Source organism: Curtobacterium sp. PhB130, assembly GCF_003755165.1.
In the GTDB taxonomy this organism is placed as follows: domain Bacteria; phylum Actinomycetota; class Actinomycetes; order Actinomycetales; family Microbacteriaceae; genus Curtobacterium.
The window spans coordinates 644,119-660,751 of sequence record NZ_RKII01000006.1 but is presented as its reverse complement, the minus strand read 5'-3'; the positions used below and the strand labels follow the sequence as shown (position 1 = coordinate 660,751).

The following is a 16,633-nucleotide window of genomic DNA, read 5'->3' as shown; positions in this document are numbered from 1 at the left end:
TGACCGCCTAGAGCCCGGCGCGGCGGGTCTCGGCGAGCTCGACGAGCCGGTCGCGGAGCTCGTCGGCGTGCTCGGCGGGGATCCCGGGGATGCGGACGTTCGTCGACGCGGCGGCGGTCACGAACTTCAGCTCGCTCATCCCGAGCGCCCGGTCGAGCGGGCCCCGGTTGATGTCGACGAGCTGCAGGCGCCCGTAGGGGACGGCGGTGAAGCGCTGCCACATCAGCCCGCGCCGGAGCACGAAGTCGTCGTCGCGGAGGGCGTACCCGATCGCACGGACCCGTCGCGGCGTGAGGATCGCGGTGATCAGCGTGATGATCCCGACGACCGTGGCGATCAGGGTCCAGACCAGGCCGGTCGTCTCGCCGACGCCACCGGTCGCGAGCCCGATCAGCACGCACCCGACCGTCACCACCGCACCGGCGAGCACCGTCGTGATGAGTTCGGTCCAGACCAGCTTCGCGGACACCCTGGTCCACGCGATGCCGGTCAGCCCCAGGCCGGGCTCGTCGAGTCGTTCGCGCGGCATCGGGGCCCTCCTGCTGTGTCAGTTCACCGTGGTGCCGTTCCGCGGGTCGTCGCGGTCGTCGTCGTCCGGCGGAGCGATGCACATGCGCTCGGCGACGAGGGCGCACACGGTCAGCACGATCCCACCGCCGACCGCCACGGCACTCGGCAGGGTCGAGCCTAGCGAAGGGACCACCGAGCGGGTCAGGAGGTACACGAGGAGCCCGAGGGCGAACGCGCCGAAGAGGACGCCGCAGATGCTCGAGGCCTTCGCGAGCACCACCACGCGGGTCGCGTAGATCGGGTCGACCCGGCGGTCGGCCCCGCCGCGGACGTGCCGGCGGACCGGCAGCGCCAGGGCGATGAGGACGATGCCGATGAACGCCAGCGTGAAGCCGAGCGGGGTGACCAGGATGAGCGCGGGCGCCTGGCGCGAGGCCAGTGCCGCGTTCAGGGCGAAGCCGGCGATGCCCGCCACGAGGGCGAGGCTGACGAGGGTGGAGGCGCGGGTGGTCTTCACGGGGCGTGTTCCGTTCCGGCGGTGGTCGGGTCGGTCTCGGCTTCCGTCACGTCCGGACGGGAGGCTCGGGTCGGGTCGTCGAGGAGGCGCGGCTCGTCGACGCGGTCGGTGTCGTCGCCGAGTGCGGCCAGCAGGTCGGCGACCGGTCCGGCACCCGGCAGCACCGCGTCGGGGTCGGCGTCCAGCCAGGGCGCGAGGACGAAGGCCCGCTCGTGCGCCCGGGGGTGCGGCACGGTGAGCGTCTCGGTGTCGATGCGCTCGTCCCCGTAGGTGATCACGTCGAGGTCGAGCGTCCGGTCGCCCCAGCGGACCTCCCGGGTGCGCCCGTGGGTGTCCTCCACGACGTGCAGGGCGTCGAGGAGTTCCTGTGGTGCGAGCACCGTGTCGAGGACCACGACGGCGTTCCGGTACCGGGGCTTCGACGTGTCGAGGCCGTCCAGCGTGAGGGCGACGGACTCGACCTCGTGGCTGGACCCGACGGCGGTGACACCGGGGATCGCAGCGACTGCGGCCGCGGCGGCCCGGAGCGTACTGCCCCGGTCGCCGAGGTTCGCGCCGAGGGCGACGACGGCGCGGGTCACGCCGGCTCCTGCTCGTCCGCGGGTCGCGCGGGCTCGTCCGCGGCACGCGCTCGGCGGATGGTGATCGAGACGTCCGTGAACGGCACCGTGATCGGGGCCTGCGGCTTGTGCACGGTGACCTCGGTCGCCAGCGCCGCCCGGTGGGTCAGCACCGCGGCGGCGATCCGCTCGGCGAGGGTCTCGATGAGGTCCACCGGATCGCGTTCGATCTCGGCGACGACCTGCTCGGCGAGTACCCCGTAGTGGACGGTCTGCTCGAGGTCGTCCGGACCGGAGGCCGCGCGGGCGTCGACCTCGACGGCGACGTCGACGACGAAGTCCTGGCCGTCGGCACGCTCGTGGTCGAAGACGCCGTGGTGACCGCGGGCACGGACCCCGACGAGGCGGATGGTGTCGTTCACGATCGAGCTGCCCTCCAGGCTTCCCACACGTCGAGCACGGCGCGGGTCGGCGCCGGGTCGTGCACGCGGACACCCCAGGCGCCGCGCTCTGCTGACAACAGGCTGATGGCCGCCGTGGCCAGGTCGCGGTCCTTCGGCGGGGCTCCCGCGGGGCTGCCGATGCCCTCGAGGAAGCGCTTCCGCGATGCGGCGACGAGCACGGGGAGCCCGATCGAGGCGAAGCGCTCGTACCCGGCGAGGATCTCCCAGTTCTGCACGCCCTGCTTCGCGAAGCCGAGCCCCGGGTCGATGACCACCTGCTCCTGACGGACCCCGAGCACGATGAGCTCGGCGACGCGCATCTCCACCTCGCGCCGGACCTCCTCCACCGCGTGCTCGTACACGGCGTCGCGGTACATCCGGTCGCTGTGGCCGCGCCAGTGCATCACCACGAAGCCGGTGCCGGTGGAGGCGACCACGCGGGCCATGTCCGGGTCGGCCAGGCCGCCGGAGACGTCGTTGACGATCGCCGCGCCGAGCTCCACCGCACGCTCCGCAGTGGACGCGTTCATGGTGTCGACGCTCACGGCGATGCCCTCGGCCACGAGTTCCCGGACGACCGGCAGCACGCGGTCCTGTTCCACCTGGAGCGGGACCCGCTCGGCACCGGGCCGGGTGGACTCGCCACCGACGTCGACGATGTCCGCGCCGGAGGCCACGAGGTCACGGGCGTGGGCGAGCGCGGTGTCGTACGCATCGTGCAGGCCACCGTCCGAGAACGAGTCCGGGGTGACGTTGAGGATGCCCATGACCCGGGTGCGCTCGCGCTGGAGCGCACCCGGGTCACGGCGACGGCCGGTCGCGGCGAGGCGGCGGTCCCGTCTCGTCGGGAGGTCGGTCATCCCGGCCTACGCGGGGGCGATACCCGGGTTGCCGAACGGACGGTGGCGCGGGGTCTTCGACGCCTCGCGGTCGTTCGACTCGGACGCGGTGTTCGCCGCCTTGCCCGGGACGTCGATCGCGGGGAGGTTGCTCACCGGGCGCTTGTCGCTCGAGAGCCACTGCGGGCGCTCGGGCAGCTTGCGGACGTCCTTGAAGATCTCCACGAGCTCCGGGGCGTCGAGGGTCTCCTTCTCGAGGAGCTCGCCGGCCAGACGGTCGAGGATGTCGCGGTTGTCGTTGAGCACCTGGTAGGCCTCGTCGTGCGCGGCTTCGAGCAGGGCACGGGTCTCGGCGTCGACCGTCTCGGCGATGTTCTCCGAGTAGTCGCGCCCGGTGCCGCCGCTCATGTCACGACCGACGAAGGGCTCCGTGGAACCGGCGCCGAGCTTGACGGACCCCACCGCACGGCTCATGCCGTACTCGGTGACCATCTTGCGGGCGGTGCCGGTGGCCTTCTCGATGTCGTTCGACGCACCCGTGGTCGGGTCGTGGAAGACGATCTCCTCGGCGACACGGCCGCCCATGGCGTAGGCGAGCTGGTCGAGCAGCTCGTTGCGCGTGACCGAGTACTTGTCCTCGAGCGGGAGCACCATCGTGTAGCCGAGGGCACGGCCGCGCGGCAGGATCGTGATCTTCGTGACCGGGTCGGTGTGCCGCATCGCCGCTGCCGCGAGAGCGTGACCGCCCTCGTGGTACGCCGTGATGAGGCGTTCCTGGTCGGACATGATCCGGGTCCGGCGCTGCGGGCCCGCCATCACGCGGTCGACGGCCTCGTCGAGGGCACGGTTGTCGATCAGCTGCGCGTTCGAACGGGCGGTGAGGAGCGCCGCCTCGTTCAGGACGTTCGCCAGGTCGGCGCCCGTGAAGCCCGGGGTCTTGCGGGCGAGGAGCTCGAGGTCGACGCTCGCGGCGAGCGGCTTGCCCTTCGCGTGCACCTCGAGGATCTGCTTACGGCCGGCGAGACCGGGTGCGTCGACACCGATCTGACGGTCGAAGCGGCCCGGGCGGAGCAGGGCGGGGTCGAGCACGTCGGGACGGTTCGTCGCGGCGATCAGGATCACGTTCGTCTTGCCGTCGAAGCCGTCCATCTCGACGAGGAGCTGGTTCAGCGTCTGCTCGCGCTCGTCGTTGCCACCGCCGATGCCGGCGCCGCGGTGACGACCGACGGCGTCGATCTCGTCGATGAAGACGATGGCCGGCGAGTTCGCCTTGGCCTGCTCGAAGAGGTCACGGACGCGGCTCGCACCGACACCGACGAACATCTCGACGAAGTCCGAACCGGAGATCGAGTAGAAGGGGACGCCCGCTTCGCCGGCGACGGCGCGCGCGAGCAGGGTCTTGCCGGTTCCGGGAGGGCCGTACAGCAGCACGCCCTTCGGGATCTTGGCGCCGACGGCCTGGAACTTGGCCGGCTCCTTGAGGAACTCCTTGATCTCGTGGAGCTCTTCGATCGCCTCGTCCGCACCGGCGACGTCCGCGAAGGAGACCTGCGGGTTCTCCTTGTTGTTCATCTTCGCCTTGGACTTGCCGAACTGCATCACCTTCGAGCCGCCGCCCTGGGCGCTCGAGAGGAGGAACCAGAACAGGCCGAGGATGAGCAGGAACGGCAGGAGCGTCAGGATCAGCGAGACGAACCAGTTCGACTGCTGGACGGTGTCGTTGTAGCCCTTCGGCAGGTCGGCCTTGGCGATCGCCTCGACCACCTCGGTGCCACGGGGGGTCGAGTAGTAGAACTGCTCGGTGGTGCCGCCGTCCTTGAGGGTGAGGTCCACGCGCTGCTCGGTGGAGTTCACCACCGCGGAGGAGACCTTGCCGTCAGAGAGCTGCTCGAGGCCCTTCTGCGTGTCGATCTGCTGTGTGCCGGACTGGCTGATGAAGGCCCACCCGATCCAGATCCCCACGATCGCAATGAGCACGTAGATGTACGGCCCGCGGAGGATGCGCTTGAAGTCCATGTGATCCGGGCAGAGCGCCCGACACCTTTCTCTGCCGAAGTTGCGTGCTGATCAGCATACGGCCGCGATTCTGTGGCGAGAATGGGTGTCCTCTGCGGGCGAACTCCCCGTTCGACTAGGAGTAGATGTGCGGCGCGAGGACGCCGATGCCGCGCAGGTTGCGGTAACGCTCGTCGTAGTCCAGGCCGAAGCCGACCACGAACTCGTCCGGGATGTCGTAGCCGACGTACTTCACGTCGACCTCGACCTTGGCGGCCTCGGGCTTGCGGAGCAGCGCGACGATCTCGACGCTCGCGGCACCGCGGGACTCGAGGTTCTGCTTGAGCCACGACAGCGTCAGGCCGGAGTCGATGATGTCCTCGACGATGATGACGTCGCGTCCGTGCAGGTCGGTGTCGAGGTCCTTGAGGATCCGCACCACGCCGGAGGACTTCGTGCCGGAGCCGTACGACGACACCGCCATCCAGTCCATCTTCGCCTGCAGCGTCAGGTGGCGGGAGAAGTCCGCCATGACCATGACCGCGCCCTTGAGGACGCCGACGAGCAGCGGGTCCTTGTCGGCGTAGTCGCGATCGACCGCCGCAGCGAGTTCGGCGATCTTGTCGTCGATCTGCTCGGGGGTGAAGAGCACTTCGGAGAGGTCGTCCTGCACGTCGGAGAGTTCCACCGGTCCAGCCTAACCGGCCCTACGCGGCAGCGAAGGACAGTCGGTCGCCGTCGCGGGACGCCCGGACACCGGGCAGGTCGATCGGCCCCTGTCCGCCCCAGTCGGTGACGAGCCGGCAGACCTCGAGCGTCTGGACGCGGGACAGCGTCACGCCGAACTCGCTCTCCACGGCGAGACGCACGAGTCGCTGCCGGAGCGCCGGCGGGTTCGCGTGCAGCTCGCGCACGGACAGCGAGATCCCGGCTTCCGAGTGCTCGGCGAGGTCCTCGGCCATCTCCTCCGCGAAGTGGTCGAGCGCCGCGGAGTCCTCACGCAGCTGGTCGGCCGTGCGAGCCAACGCCTCCTGCACCCCGGCGCCGAGTTCCTGCTCGAGCACCGGCATGAGCGTGGTGCGCACCCGGACCCGGGCGAACGCCGGGTCCTCGTTCTGCGGGTCGTGCCACGGCGCCAGCCCCGCTGCGGCGCAGGCCTGGCGGGTGGTGTGCCGCCGCACCGCCAGGAGCGGTCGGCCGTAGGCCGGTCCGTCCTCGCGCCGCGCGAGCGGCTGCATGCCGGACAGGCTGTCCGGCCCGCTGCCGCGCAGCAGGCCGAGGAGCACCGTCTCGGCCTGGTCGTCCAGGGTGTGCCCGAGGAGCACGAGGGGCGACCCGGCGGCGGACGCGACGTCCGCGATGGACGCGTGCCGGGCCTCCCGGGCGGCGCCTTCCGGACCGCCGTCGGAGCCGACGACGACGCGGCGGACGGTCACCGGGTCGAGACCCAGTTCGGATGCCTGCCTGGAGGCTCGGGTCGCGACCGCCTCGGATCCCGCCTGGAGTGCGTGGTCGACGACCACAGCACCGGCTCGGAGCCCCTGCTTCGGTGCCTCGAACGCGGTGGCGGCCGCGAGCGCGAGCGAGTCCGGTCCGCCGCTGAGTGCGACGAGGACGAGGTCGCCGTCGGCGACGACCTGGTCGTCGCGGGCACGGGCCAGGAGGTCACGGACCGCACGACGCATGTCGGCGACCGCGGGATCCAGCCGGGGACGCGGAGAGTTCACCCGGTAACGTTAGCCGCGCTTTCGGAACCACCGACAGACCCATCGACAAACCAGGAGTGCAACCATGGCCGCGTACGACGTCGTCGTCGAGATCCCCAAGGGCAGCCGCAACAAGTACGAGGTGGACCACGAGACCGGTCGCGTGTACCTCGACCGCGTGCTGTTCACGTCGTTCGTGTACCCGACCGACTACGGGTTCTTCGAGAAGACCCTCGCGGACGACGGTGACCCCGTGGACGCGCTCCTGCTGCTCGAGTACCCGACCTTCCCGGGCGTCGGCGTCAAGGTCCGCCCGGTCGGCGTCTTCAAGATGAGCGACGAGGCCGGCAACGACGCGAAGGTCCTCGTGGTCCCCGCGAAGGACCCGCGCTGGGCGCACATCCAGGACATCTCCGACGTCGACGAGCAGACGAAGGCCGAGATCGCGCACTTCTTCGAGCGCTACAAGGACCTCGAGCCGAACAAGTGGGTCAAGGCCGAGGGCTGGGGCGACGCCGCCGAGGCCGAGGCGATCGTCACGGCCGGCCAGGCCGCGTACGTGCCCGCCGGTCACTGACGCTGCCGCCGCTTCCGCTGCGTCTGCCGCGTCCGCGGCTTCCGCTGCTTCCGCGCTGACGCCGAACGGCCCGGTCCCCTGGTGGGGCCGGGCCGTTCCGCGTTCCCGCTACAGGGAGCCGGAGGGGCGTGCCACGTAGGGCAGGAGCTGGCTCGGGGTCCAGACGGCCCGCTCGACGACGCCGACACCCGGTCGAGCAGCCTCGACCATCATCCCGCCGCCGGTGTAGATCGAGTCGTGGTAACCACCTGAAGCGGTTCCGTTCGACGAGTAGAAGAGGATGTCACCCGCCTGGCGCTGCGAGAGCGGCACGAGCCGGCCGATCGACTTGAAGTAGTTGTACTGCCACACGACGTTGTGCCCGCCGGTCGCGATGCCCTGCGAGTTGTAGGCCATCATCACCAGGCCGGAGCAGTCCCACGTGTTCGGGCCCGCGCCGCCGAGGACGTACGCCTTGCCGAGCTGGGCACGGGCGTACGCGATGGCACCGGCGGCCTTGGACGGGGTGCTCGGTGCGGTCGGGGTCGTGGTGACCGGCTTCGAGGGCGTGGTCGTGACGGGCGTGCTCGGCTTCGCCGGGGCGACGGGCGTCGTCGTGGCGGGCTTCGACGTCGTGGGGGACGTGGTGGACGGCTTCGTGGTCGTCGTGGACGGCTTCGTCGTCGTGGTCGACGGCTTGGTCGTGGTCGTCGTGCCGCCGCCACTGGTCGACGGCTTCGTCGTGGTGGTCGTCGTGCTGCCGGTGGTCGCCCCGCCGCTGCTCGCCCCACCGTCGTCGGTCGTGGCCTGCGCCGCGAGTTCGGCCTCGGCCTGCTTCGCGCGCTGCTCCGTGTAGTACGCACTCTCCGTCGCGACGGTCGTGCCCTTGAGGTAGGCGAGCTGCTCGAGCACCTCGTCCTGCTGCTCCTGCCCGGCCGCGAGCTTGCCGTTCGCGGCGGCCGCGGTGTCGTTCGCCGAGTCGAGGGCGGTCTTCGTGGCGTCGGTCGCCTTCGTCAGCGCCTTCGCCGCCTGGCTCTTCTGCGCCGCGAGCGAGTCGACCGTCTTCTGGTCGGCCTTCGCCTGCGCCAGCACCGTCGCCGAGCGCTCGGAGAGGTGCGACATCGTGCCGACCTGGTACAGCAGATCCTTCGCGTCGGCGGAGTCCACGAGCATGCTCGTCGACAGGTCCCCGCCGCCGGTGCGGGAGAGCTCGACCACGAGCGCCGCGACCTGCCCGGCCGACTCGTCGGCCGCGGTCTTCGCACGCTTGGCCTGCGCGGTCAGGTCGTCGAGCGTCGACTGCGCCTCCTGCTGCTTCGACGCTGCCAGCGCGTACGTCTGGCCCGCCTGCTGCACCACGATGCCGGCCGCGTCGGCGTCGTCCTGCAGCGAGGACAGCCGCGAGGCGAGCTCGTCGACCGTCTGCTGCTTCTCCGCCTGGTCGGCCTTCGCCGCCTGCACGTCAGCCCACGACGGGGCCGCAGCGGGGGTCGCCCCTGCCGGTGCCGCGATCCCCACCGAGAGCCCGATGCCGAGCAACGAGACGGTGGCGATGCCGCAGGCGAGGGAACGCGCAGGCTTCTTCATGTGGTGTCAGGGCCTCTCGGGCGCGCACACGGTCATACCGAGATCCCCCGCGCTGCCATGAAGGGGACCGGGTCGACGGCTGCGCCGTTCACCCGGGTCTCGAAGTGGAGGTGGCACCCGGTGGACCACCCGGTCGAACCGACCTGGGCGATCTGCTGCCCGGCGGAGACGTGCTGGCCGGCGGCGACCATGATCCCGCCGTCGACGATGTGCCCGTAGGCAGTGGAGATGCCGCCGCCGTTGTCGAGCACGACCTCGTTGCCGTAGCCGCCGCCGTTGCCCGCGAAGGTGACGGTGCCGGAGTGCGCCGCGTAGATCGGCGAGTAGCAGGCCGGCGCCAGGTCCACACCAGCGTGCAGGGCGTGCGCACCCGTGTACGGGTCGACGCGGTAGCCGTAGGGGCTGGTCTGGTAGCCGGCGCTCGGGCGGACCCAGCCGGAGGAGTTCGGGGTGCCGCCACCGGAGCCGTTGGAGCCGGCGCCGGAACCGCCGCTCGGGGCAGCGGCAGCAGCGGCCTTCGCGGCGGCGGCTGCACGGGCCTTGGCGAGGGCCGCCTGGCGCGCCTTCTCCACCGCCACGCCCTTGTTGTACTTCGCCTCGACGTTCGTCGCGTTCGAGGTGAGCAGGGTCAGCTGCGCCTCGAGTCGCGCCTGGTTGTCGTTCTGGGCGTCCACCGCGGTCTGCGCGGCCTCGGCAGCGGACTGCGCGGCCTGCATCTTCTGCTGCGCGGCGTCCGCGAGGGCGCCGAGGGCCTTCTTCGCGACGGCCGACTTGTCCGCGAGGGCCTGCGCCGTCCCCCGGTCCTGCGTCGCCTGCGAGTAGATGCCGTCGGCCTGCTCCGTGAGCTTCGACATCGCGCCGAGCTCGTACAGCAGGTCACCGGAGTTCGTCGGGTGCGTGAGGAGGTCCGTCGTGACGTCGTTCGAGCTCGCACGACCGAGCTGGGCGGCGAGCTGGCCGGCCTGCTCCTCGGACTGCGCCGCGGTCTTCTCAGCCGCGTCGGCCTGCTCCTGCAGCTTCTGCTGCTTGAGCGTCGCCTCGTCGAAGTTCGTCTGCGCCGTCTGGTACGCCGTTCCCGCTGCGGCGGCGGACTTCTGCTTCGCCGCGGCCTCGGTCGTCAGGTCCGAGATGAGGCTCTTGATCTCGGTGACCTTGTCCTGCTGGGCGGACTCGGACGCCTTCGCGGCCTGCACGTCGCTCCAGCTCGGGTAGCTCGCCGCGGATGCCTGCTCAGCGGGCGCGAACGCGGCGATGGCCCCTGCAGTGAGCACGACAGCCACCGCGGCGGCGATCACGCGGCGGCGGGGGCTGAGGGACTGCGATGGTGAGGTCGACATACATCTCGATTTCGTAACAGCGCGGCAAGGCTCACGCACGTAACACTGTTAACAGACGCAACAGTAACAACAGGTGCCGGACCGGGGCAGCCCCTCGCACGAGGGACACGGACCGACGACGATGCTCGCACTCGAACACCGACGGCGCAGAATCGGAGGGACTCCTCCACCGTGAGTGAAGCCCGGGCGCCGTGTTCCCGGACCTGCGACACGCCGGGCGGAGCCGGTGCGGGCACGCCGATTTGTCATCCGCGCAGGGCTTCCGTATGCTTGACCTCCGGTGCAGCGATGTACTGCTTGCGGCCCCATCGTTTAGTGGCCTAGGACACCGCCCTTTCACGGCGGCAGCACGGGTTCGAATCCCGTTGGGGTCACTCCTCGTGAGACAGCAAGCAGGAACAGAGCAACACCGGATGCAAGTCAATATGGCCCTGTAGCGCAGTTGGTTAGCGTGCCGCCCTGTCACGGCGGAGGTCGCGGGTTCAAGTCCCGTCAGGGTCGCCACGGCTGGATAGCTCAGTTGGTAGAGCGTTCGACTGAAAATCGAAAGGTCCACGGATCGATGCCGTGTCCAGCCACGGTGAAAGGCCCCTCACGCGAGTGAGGGGCCTTCGCCGTTTCTGCGGCTGCCGCACCGGTGGTGCGGTTCGCCTCCGCACAACCGAAACCACCTGGCACCGCCGACGTCCGTGGTGCGAAGCGGTTTCGGTTGTGCGAACTCCAGCCCGTGCGCCGGGCGCCGCGGCCGTCAGGCCTCGCGGGTCTTCGGGCTGCTGTCGTTCGTCTTCGCCGGGTCCCGCTCGACGACGCCCCCGAGCGCGTCGTCGATGCGTGAGAGCAGCTCCGCCGGGATCGTCACGCCGGCAGCGCCGGCGTTGTCGTGCACCTGCTCCGGCCGCGATGCGCCGATGATCGCCGATGCCACGTTCTCGTTCTGCAGCACCCACGCCACGGCGAGCTGCGCCATCGAGAGGTCCAGCTCCTTCGCGATCGGCTCGAGCTCCTGCACGGCGGACAGCACCTCGTCGCGCATGAACCGCTTGATCATGTCCGCGCCGCCCTTGTCGTCGGTGGCACGCGAGCCCTCGGGCAGCGGCTGCCCGGGCTTGTACTTCCCGGTGAGCACACCCTGGGCGATCGGCGACCAGACGATCTGGGAGATCCCGAGTTCCTTCGAGGTGGGGACGACCTCTTCCTCGATGACCCGCCACAGCGCGGAGTACTGCGGCTGGTTCGAGATGAGCTGGAAGCCGAGGTCCTTCGCCAGCGCGGCGCCGGCCCGGAGCTGCTCCGCGGTCCACTCCGAGACGCCGACGTACAGGACCTTGCCCGCGCGGACGACGTCGGCGAAGGCCTGCATGGTCTCTTCGAGCGGGGTCTCGTGGTCGAAGCGGTGCGCCTGGTACAGGTCGACGTAGTCGGTCTGCAGCCGCCCGAGCGACCTGTCGATGGACTCGAGGATGTGCTTCCGGGACAGCCCGGTGTCGTTGTGGCCCTTCGGACCGGTGGGTCCGAAGACCTTCGTCGCGATCTCCAGCGACTGGCGCCGTTCACCCTTGAGCGCTTCGCCGAGGACGGTCTCGGCGCCGGTGTTCGCGTACACGTCGGCGGTGTCGAACGTCGAGATGCCGACGTCGAGGGCTGCCCGGACGCAGGCGATCGCGGCGTCGTTCTCGACCTGGGACGCGTGGGTCAGCCAGTTGCCGTAGGTGATCTCGGAGACCTTGAGGCCCGAGTTCCCGAGGTAGCGGTACTCCATGTGCGGTGTTCCTCCCGTGCCGCATCGGTGCGGCGTCTCCTTGGACGCTAGCCCCGCCGGAACGTGGTTACGTGGAGGAATGACGAGCAACGGAGCGAGCGTCCTGTTCATCGGCGGGAGCGGCGTGATCAGCGCCGCCTGTGTCACCGAGGCGACCCGGCAGGGACTGGAGGTCACGGTCCTGAACCGCGGGACCACCGGGGGCAGGCCGATCCCGGAGGGTGTGACGCGCCTCCAGGCCGACGTGTCCGACCGCAGGGCCCTGGCGGACGCACTCGGCGACCGCCACTTCGACACGGTGGTGAACTGGATCGCCTTCACGCCCGACCAGGTGCAGGCGGACATCGACTTCTTCGCCGGCCGGACGAACCAGTACGTGTTCATCAGCTCGGCCTCGGCGTACCAGACGCCGCCGACCCACCTGCCGATCACGGAGTCGACGCCGCTGAAGAACCCGTTCTGGCAGTACTCGCGGGACAAGATCGCGTGCGAGGACCTCCTCATGGAGGCGTACCGGGAGCAGGGCTTCCCGGTGACGATCGTCCGCCCGTCGCACACCTACGACGAGACCAAGCTGCCCCTGACGGGTGGGTGGACGGCGATCGCGCGGATGCGCGCGGGCAAGCCCGTCATCATCACCGGCGACGGCACGAGCCTGTGGACGCTCACCCACAGCCGCGACTTCGCGGTCGGGTTCACGGGGCTGCTCGACCGGGCCGAGGCGATCGGGGAGGCGTTCACGATCACGAGCGACGAGGCCCCCACGTGGAACGCCATCGCGCACGAGATCGCCGCCGCGGCCGGGGTCGAGGACCTGCGCATCGTGCACGTCCCCGCCGACGCGATCAACGCCGTGGACGCGGAGTGGGGTGCAGCGCTGCTCGGCGACAAGGCGAACAGCTCCGTCTTCGACAACAGCAAGATCCGGTCGCTCGTGCCCTGGTACCACCCGCGCACGCCGTACCGGCAGGGCGTCCGCGAGGTCATCGCGTGGTTCGAGGCGCACCCGGAGGAGCAGGTCGTCGACGAGCGGCTCGATGCGCTGATGGACCAGCTCGCGGAGCGCTGGGCGGTCTGACGCGCGGGTGCGGGGCGCGGGGCCTGCGGTTCGACCCGTCGACGCACAACGCAAACCGGCTCGCACCACGTGATCACGTGGTGCGAGCCGGTTTTGGTTGTGCGGGTCCACCCGACACCGACAGCGGACGGCCGGGAGGCCCGGTGCCGGTCCGGCGGGTCAGCTGCGGTCGCGGAGCACCGCGCCGAGGGCCTCGATCGCCATCGCGATCTCGTCGTCGGTGACGACGAGGGGCGGCGCGAAGCGGATCGTCGACCCGTGGGTGTCCTTCACGAGGACCCCGCGCTCGGCGAGTCCCTTCGCGATCTCCTTGCCGGTCCCGATGGCCGGGTCGATGTCGATGCCGGCCCAGAGCCCGGCGACCCGGTGCTCGACGACCCCGTGGCCGATGAGTCCGTCGAGGAGCCCCTGGAGGACCGGTTCGCCGTCGAGCGCACGCTGCTGGAACGTGCCCTCGCCGAGCATCGTCACGACCTCGGCGCCGACCGCCGCGGCGAGCGGGTTGCCGCCGAACGTGGAACCGTGCTCGCCCGGACGGAGGACACCGAGCACCGCGGCGGAACCGACGACGGCCGACACCGGGACGATGCCACCGCCGAGCGCCTTGCCGAGCGTGATCAGGTCGGGGCGGACGCCGACGCGCGACACCGCGAGGGTGTGGCCGGTGCGTCCGAGCCCGGACTGGATCTCGTCGGCGACGAACAGCGCACCGGACTCGTCGCAGATCTCCCGCACGGCCGGCAGGTAGGACGCCGGCGGGATCACGACGCCGCCCTCGCCCTGGATGGGCTCGAGCAGCACGGCGACGACGGTCTCGTCCATCGCGGCACGGAGCGCGTCGGCGTCGCCGTACGGCACCGTGCGGAAGCCCGGCGTGTACGGGCCGAAGTCGTCCTTGGCGTCCGGGTCGTCGGAGAAGGAGATGATCGTCGTCGTCCGGCCGTGGAAGTTCCCGCTCGCCACGATGATCGTGGCCCGGTCGGCGGGGACGCCCTTCACCCGGTAGCCCCACGCCCGCGACACCTTGATCGCGGACTCGATCGCTTCCGCGCCGGTGTTCATCGGCAGCACCATCTCGGTGCCGGTGAGCTCCGCCAGGCTCGACGCGAACGGGCCGAGCTGGTCGTTCACGAACGCGCGGCTCGTCAGGGTCACCCGGTCGAGCTGTGCCTTCGCAGCAGCGACCAGCCGGGCGTTGCCGTGGCCGAAGTTCACGGCGGAGTACGCCGCGAGGCCGTCCAGGTACCGCTTGCCGTCGACGTCCGTCACCCACGCGCCGTCACCCGAGGCGATGACGACGGGCAGCGGGCTGTAGTTGTGCGCCAGCGAGCGGTCCTCGACGGCGAGCGCTGCGGCGGTCGCCGCACCGAGCCCCGTGCCCGCGCCGGTCGCGGTGGTCATCAGGACCGCGCCACGGAGTTGCCGGTGCCGACCGGGTGCAGGTCGAGCGTGCAGCACTTCACGCCGCCGCCACCGAGCAGGAGCTCGGAGAGGTCGACGCCGATCGGGTTGTAGCCCTTCGCGCGGAGCTGCTCCGCGAAGGTGGTCGCGCGGGCGGCGATGACGACGTTGTACCCGTCGGAGTAGGAGTTCAGGCCGAGGATGGCCGCGTCCTCTTCCGTCGCGATGATCGCGTCGGGGAAGCGCTCGCGGAGGATCGCCAGCGACGGCTCGTCGAAGGCACTCTCGAGGTAGGCGATGTTGCTGCGGCCGTCCGCGTCGGGCTCCGGGTCGAGCACGGCGATCGCGGTGTCCAGGTGGTAGAAGCTCGGGTTGATCAGCTTCAGCGTGATGACGTCGCGGCTGTAGACCTTCGCGATCTCCTCGTGCGAGGTGCTGTCGGAGCGGAAGCCGGTGCCGGCGAGGACGACGTCGCCGACGAGCAGGAAGTCGCCCTCGCCCTCGTTCGTCTCGACGGGCTCGGCGACCTGCAGGCCGGCGCCACGGAACCAGTCCATGTACGCGGGGCCCTCGGGCTGGCGCTCCGGGTACTGGAACTTCGCGCCGTACGCGACACCGTCGAGCACGAAGCCGCCGTTCGCCGCGTAGACCATGTCCGGCAGGCCCTGGATCGGGTCGATCAGGTGGATCTCGAACCCGAGCCCCTGGTAGACGTCGTGGAGTGCCTGCCACTGGGCAACGGCCTTCGCCGTGTCCGTGGGGTCCTCGGGGTGCATCCAGGGGTTGATCCGGTAGCTCACCGTGTAGAAGTCCGGCTTGCACATCAGGATCGTGCGCTTGGTGGCGGTGCGAGTGGGAGCCGTCGTGGTGGCGGCTGCGGGGTTCGACGTGGCTTGGGTCGACACGGGAGTCCTCCTGGGACTTCGGGCCCGAGCCTGCCAGGAACCACCTGGAGCGATCTCGGTGAGATGCAGGCTCACTCACCGTGTTCCACGGCGGACCAGGTCGACGCCGTGGCCAGTCTATGGATTCCGCCGCGCTGACCGCAGCAGGGAAGCGCGCACATTTCGTGCGTTGGACCCGACGTCCTCGCAAGAACCCCGCGTACGATGGGTTCCAATGGATTCGCTCGACCACCGCATCCTGGATCAGCTCCGGGACAACGCACGCGCCGGCTACGGCGACATCGGATCCGTCGTCGGACTCTCCGCCTCCGCCGTCAAGCGCCGGGTCGACCGTCTCGTCGCCGACGGTGTCATCCGGGGCTTCACGATCAAGGTCGACCCCGCTGTCGAGGACCGGGGCACCGAGGCCTGGGTCGAGCTCTACTGCCGCGGCACCGTCTCCCCCGACGAACTCCGCGCGCTGCTCGACTCCGTCCCCGAGGTCGTCGACGCCGGAACGGTGACCGGCAGCGCCGACGCGGTGGTGCACATGCGCTCCAAGGACCTCCCCGCGCTCGAGGAAGCACTCGACCGGGTCAGGCTGGCACCCCAGGTCGACCACACCCGCAGCGCGATCGTGCTGTCACGCCTGGTGTCCCGCGAGTCGGCCTGAGGTCCGGAACCCGGAACGCTCATCGGCGCCCAGCGCGACGACCACCGCGCACACGACGCCGAGCAGAGCCACCCCGACGTACACGCCCTGCGCGAAGTCGGCGACCGCCGAACGCTCGCCGACCCCGCCGACGAACTGGGTGAAGTCCCACACGGCGTGCAGCACCATCGCCGGGATCAGGGACCCGGTCGTCCGTCGCAGGACGTAGAAGACCGACCCGGCCGAGAACGCGAAGACGACCTGCACGAGCGTCGGGCCGACCGCCTGCCCCAGGAACACGTTGCTCATGTGCATCACACCGAACAGCACCGACGTGATCAGCCACACCCACACCTCGGACAGCCGCGACCGCAGCGCCACCAGGAGGATCCCCCGTGCCACGACCTCCTCGGTGAACCCGACCAGGAGCAGGACGAGGGCCGCAGCGAGGAACGCCCCGCCGACGGCACCCCAGTCCGCGAACGCGAGGCCCACGACGGCGATCACCGCCATCAGGATCGGCGCGAGCAACGTCCAGCGGTGCGGGCTGCGGTGTCGTTCACGGAGAACCGGCCCCCACCAGCCCAGCAGGGACACGGTGACCGCCACTGCGACCGCGGCGACGATCAGCGACACGTCCGCACCGAAGAACAGGTCGTGCGCCGAGTCTCCCCACGCCGTGTAGTCGATGCCGCTCGCCGCCTGGATCACGACCACCAGGACGATGTACCCGATCAGGGCGGCGATGCCGATCCAGACCTTCGGTGTGACGCGCATGCGATCCCCTTCGAGTCGTTCGTTGCAGTCTG

17 protein-coding genes and 3 tRNA genes are annotated in these 16,633 nt (G+C 70.5%); 6 read left to right on the top strand and 14 right to left on the bottom strand.

The genetic code is table 11. The features are described from left to right. Nucleotides 1–7: 7 nt before the first annotated feature. The 8 genes from EDF24_RS03370 to tilS all read right to left on the bottom strand — a co-directional run bounded on the left by EDF24_RS03370 (nt 8) and on the right by tilS (nt 6,591). Nucleotides 8–529: a PH domain-containing protein gene (locus tag EDF24_RS03370; RefSeq protein ID WP_123655168.1), complete on the bottom strand. Its 522-nt coding sequence runs from the start codon at nt 527–529 to the stop codon at nt 8–10. 18 nt (nt 530–547) lie between these two features. After that, entirely contained in the window at nt 548–1,027 is a 480-nt protein-coding gene (locus EDF24_RS03365; protein WP_123655167.1) for a DUF3180 domain-containing protein, read from the bottom strand. Beyond that, a complete protein-coding gene (gene folK / locus EDF24_RS03360; RefSeq protein ID WP_123655166.1) occupies nt 1,024–1,608 on the bottom strand; it encodes a 2-amino-4-hydroxy-6-hydroxymethyldihydropteridine diphosphokinase in 585 nt (194 codons plus the stop codon). The genes EDF24_RS03365 and folK overlap by 4 nt, the downstream gene beginning before the upstream one ends. Then, complete coding sequence (gene folB / locus EDF24_RS03355; RefSeq protein WP_123655165.1) at nt 1,605–2,009, bottom strand: dihydroneopterin aldolase; 405 nt, start codon at nt 2,007–2,009, stop codon at nt 1,605–1,607. The genes folK and folB overlap by 4 nt, the downstream gene beginning before the upstream one ends. Beyond that, a complete protein-coding gene (gene folP / locus EDF24_RS03350; protein WP_123655164.1) occupies nt 2,006–2,890 on the bottom strand; it encodes a dihydropteroate synthase in 885 nt (294 codons plus the stop codon). Before folP ends, folB begins: the two co-directional genes overlap by 4 nt. A 6-nt stretch (nt 2,891–2,896) precedes the next feature. After that, on the bottom strand, nt 2,897–4,885 hold the full coding sequence (gene ftsH, locus EDF24_RS03345; RefSeq protein ID WP_123701090.1) for an ATP-dependent zinc metalloprotease FtsH: 1,989 nt from the start codon (nt 4,883–4,885) through the stop codon (nt 2,897–2,899). A gap of 115 nt (nt 4,886–5,000) precedes the next feature. Next, nucleotides 5,001–5,552, bottom strand: coding sequence for a hypoxanthine phosphoribosyltransferase (gene hpt, locus EDF24_RS03340; protein ID WP_123655162.1), 552 nt, complete (start codon nt 5,550–5,552; stop codon nt 5,001–5,003). A 19-nt stretch (nt 5,553–5,571) separates the two neighbouring features. Further along, the gene (gene tilS, locus EDF24_RS03335) at nt 5,572–6,591 is read right to left on the bottom strand and encodes a tRNA lysidine(34) synthetase TilS (protein WP_260233342.1); all 1,020 of its coding nucleotides are present in this window, start codon (nt 6,589–6,591) and stop codon (nt 5,572–5,574) included. A 64-nt stretch (nt 6,592–6,655) separates the two neighbouring features. On the opposite strand from tilS, the gene EDF24_RS03330 reads away from it, so the two are divergent. Next, complete coding sequence (locus tag EDF24_RS03330) at nt 6,656–7,147, top strand: inorganic diphosphatase (RefSeq protein WP_070417329.1); 492 nt, start codon at nt 6,656–6,658, stop codon at nt 7,145–7,147. A 108-nt stretch (nt 7,148–7,255) separates the two neighbouring features. Here EDF24_RS03330 and EDF24_RS03325 read toward each other — a convergent pair whose 3' ends face one another. Together EDF24_RS03325 and EDF24_RS03320 are read right to left on the bottom strand one after the other, a co-directional pair. Beyond that, complete coding sequence (locus tag EDF24_RS03325) at nt 7,256–8,713, bottom strand: NlpC/P60 family protein (protein WP_123701089.1); 1,458 nt, start codon at nt 8,711–8,713, stop codon at nt 7,256–7,258. 32 nt (nt 8,714–8,745) lie between these two features. Beyond that, on the bottom strand, nt 8,746–10,050 hold the full coding sequence (locus tag EDF24_RS03320) for a M23 family metallopeptidase (protein WP_123655159.1): 1,305 nt from the start codon (nt 10,048–10,050) through the stop codon (nt 8,746–8,748). Nucleotides 10,051–10,351: 301 nt separating this feature from the next. Between EDF24_RS03320 and EDF24_RS03315 the strand changes: the two genes are divergently transcribed. The 3 genes from EDF24_RS03315 to EDF24_RS03305 all read left to right on the top strand — a co-directional run bounded on the left by EDF24_RS03315 (nt 10,352) and on the right by EDF24_RS03305 (nt 10,628). Beyond that, a tRNA-Glu gene (locus EDF24_RS03315) sits at nt 10,352–10,424 on the top strand. Between the two features lie 53 nt (nt 10,425–10,477). Then, a tRNA-Asp gene (locus EDF24_RS03310) sits at nt 10,478–10,554 on the top strand. A gap of 1 nt (nt 10,555) precedes the next feature. Then, nucleotides 10,556–10,628: transfer RNA gene (locus EDF24_RS03305), tRNA-Phe, on the top strand. A 170-nt stretch (nt 10,629–10,798) separates the two neighbouring features. Here the strand turns inward: EDF24_RS03305 and EDF24_RS03300 are convergent. Beyond that, complete coding sequence (locus EDF24_RS03300) at nt 10,799–11,809, bottom strand: aldo/keto reductase family protein (protein ID WP_123701087.1); 1,011 nt, start codon at nt 11,807–11,809, stop codon at nt 10,799–10,801. 79 nt (nt 11,810–11,888) lie between these two features. Here EDF24_RS03300 and EDF24_RS03295 point away from each other — a divergent pair, with 79 nt between their 5' ends. Then, entirely contained in the window at nt 11,889–12,887 is a 999-nt protein-coding gene (locus EDF24_RS03295) for an NAD-dependent epimerase/dehydratase family protein (protein WP_123701086.1), read from the top strand. Nucleotides 12,888–13,046: 159 nt separating this feature from the next. Here the strand turns inward: EDF24_RS03295 and rocD are convergent, their stop codons facing one another. Then, the gene (gene rocD / locus EDF24_RS03290) at nt 13,047–14,288 is read right to left on the bottom strand and encodes an ornithine--oxo-acid transaminase (RefSeq protein ID WP_123701085.1); all 1,242 of its coding nucleotides are present in this window, start codon (nt 14,286–14,288) and stop codon (nt 13,047–13,049) included. Then, nucleotides 14,288–15,193, bottom strand: coding sequence for a dimethylargininase (gene ddaH / locus EDF24_RS03285; protein ID WP_221181336.1), 906 nt, complete (start codon nt 15,191–15,193; stop codon nt 14,288–14,290). The genes rocD and ddaH overlap by 1 nt, the downstream gene beginning before the upstream one ends. Before the next feature lie 214 nt (nt 15,194–15,407). On the opposite strand from ddaH, the gene EDF24_RS03280 reads away from it, so the two are divergent. Further along, the gene (locus EDF24_RS03280; RefSeq protein WP_123655155.1) at nt 15,408–15,845 is read left to right on the top strand and encodes an Lrp/AsnC family transcriptional regulator; all 438 of its coding nucleotides are present in this window, start codon (nt 15,408–15,410) and stop codon (nt 15,843–15,845) included. Here the strand turns inward: EDF24_RS03280 and EDF24_RS03275 are convergent. Next, complete coding sequence (locus EDF24_RS03275) at nt 15,816–16,601, bottom strand: CPBP family intramembrane glutamic endopeptidase (RefSeq protein ID WP_123701084.1); 786 nt, start codon at nt 16,599–16,601, stop codon at nt 15,816–15,818. The two genes, EDF24_RS03280 and EDF24_RS03275, sit on opposite strands and share 30 nt — an antisense overlap. Between the last annotated feature and the right edge of the window lie 32 nt (nt 16,602–16,633).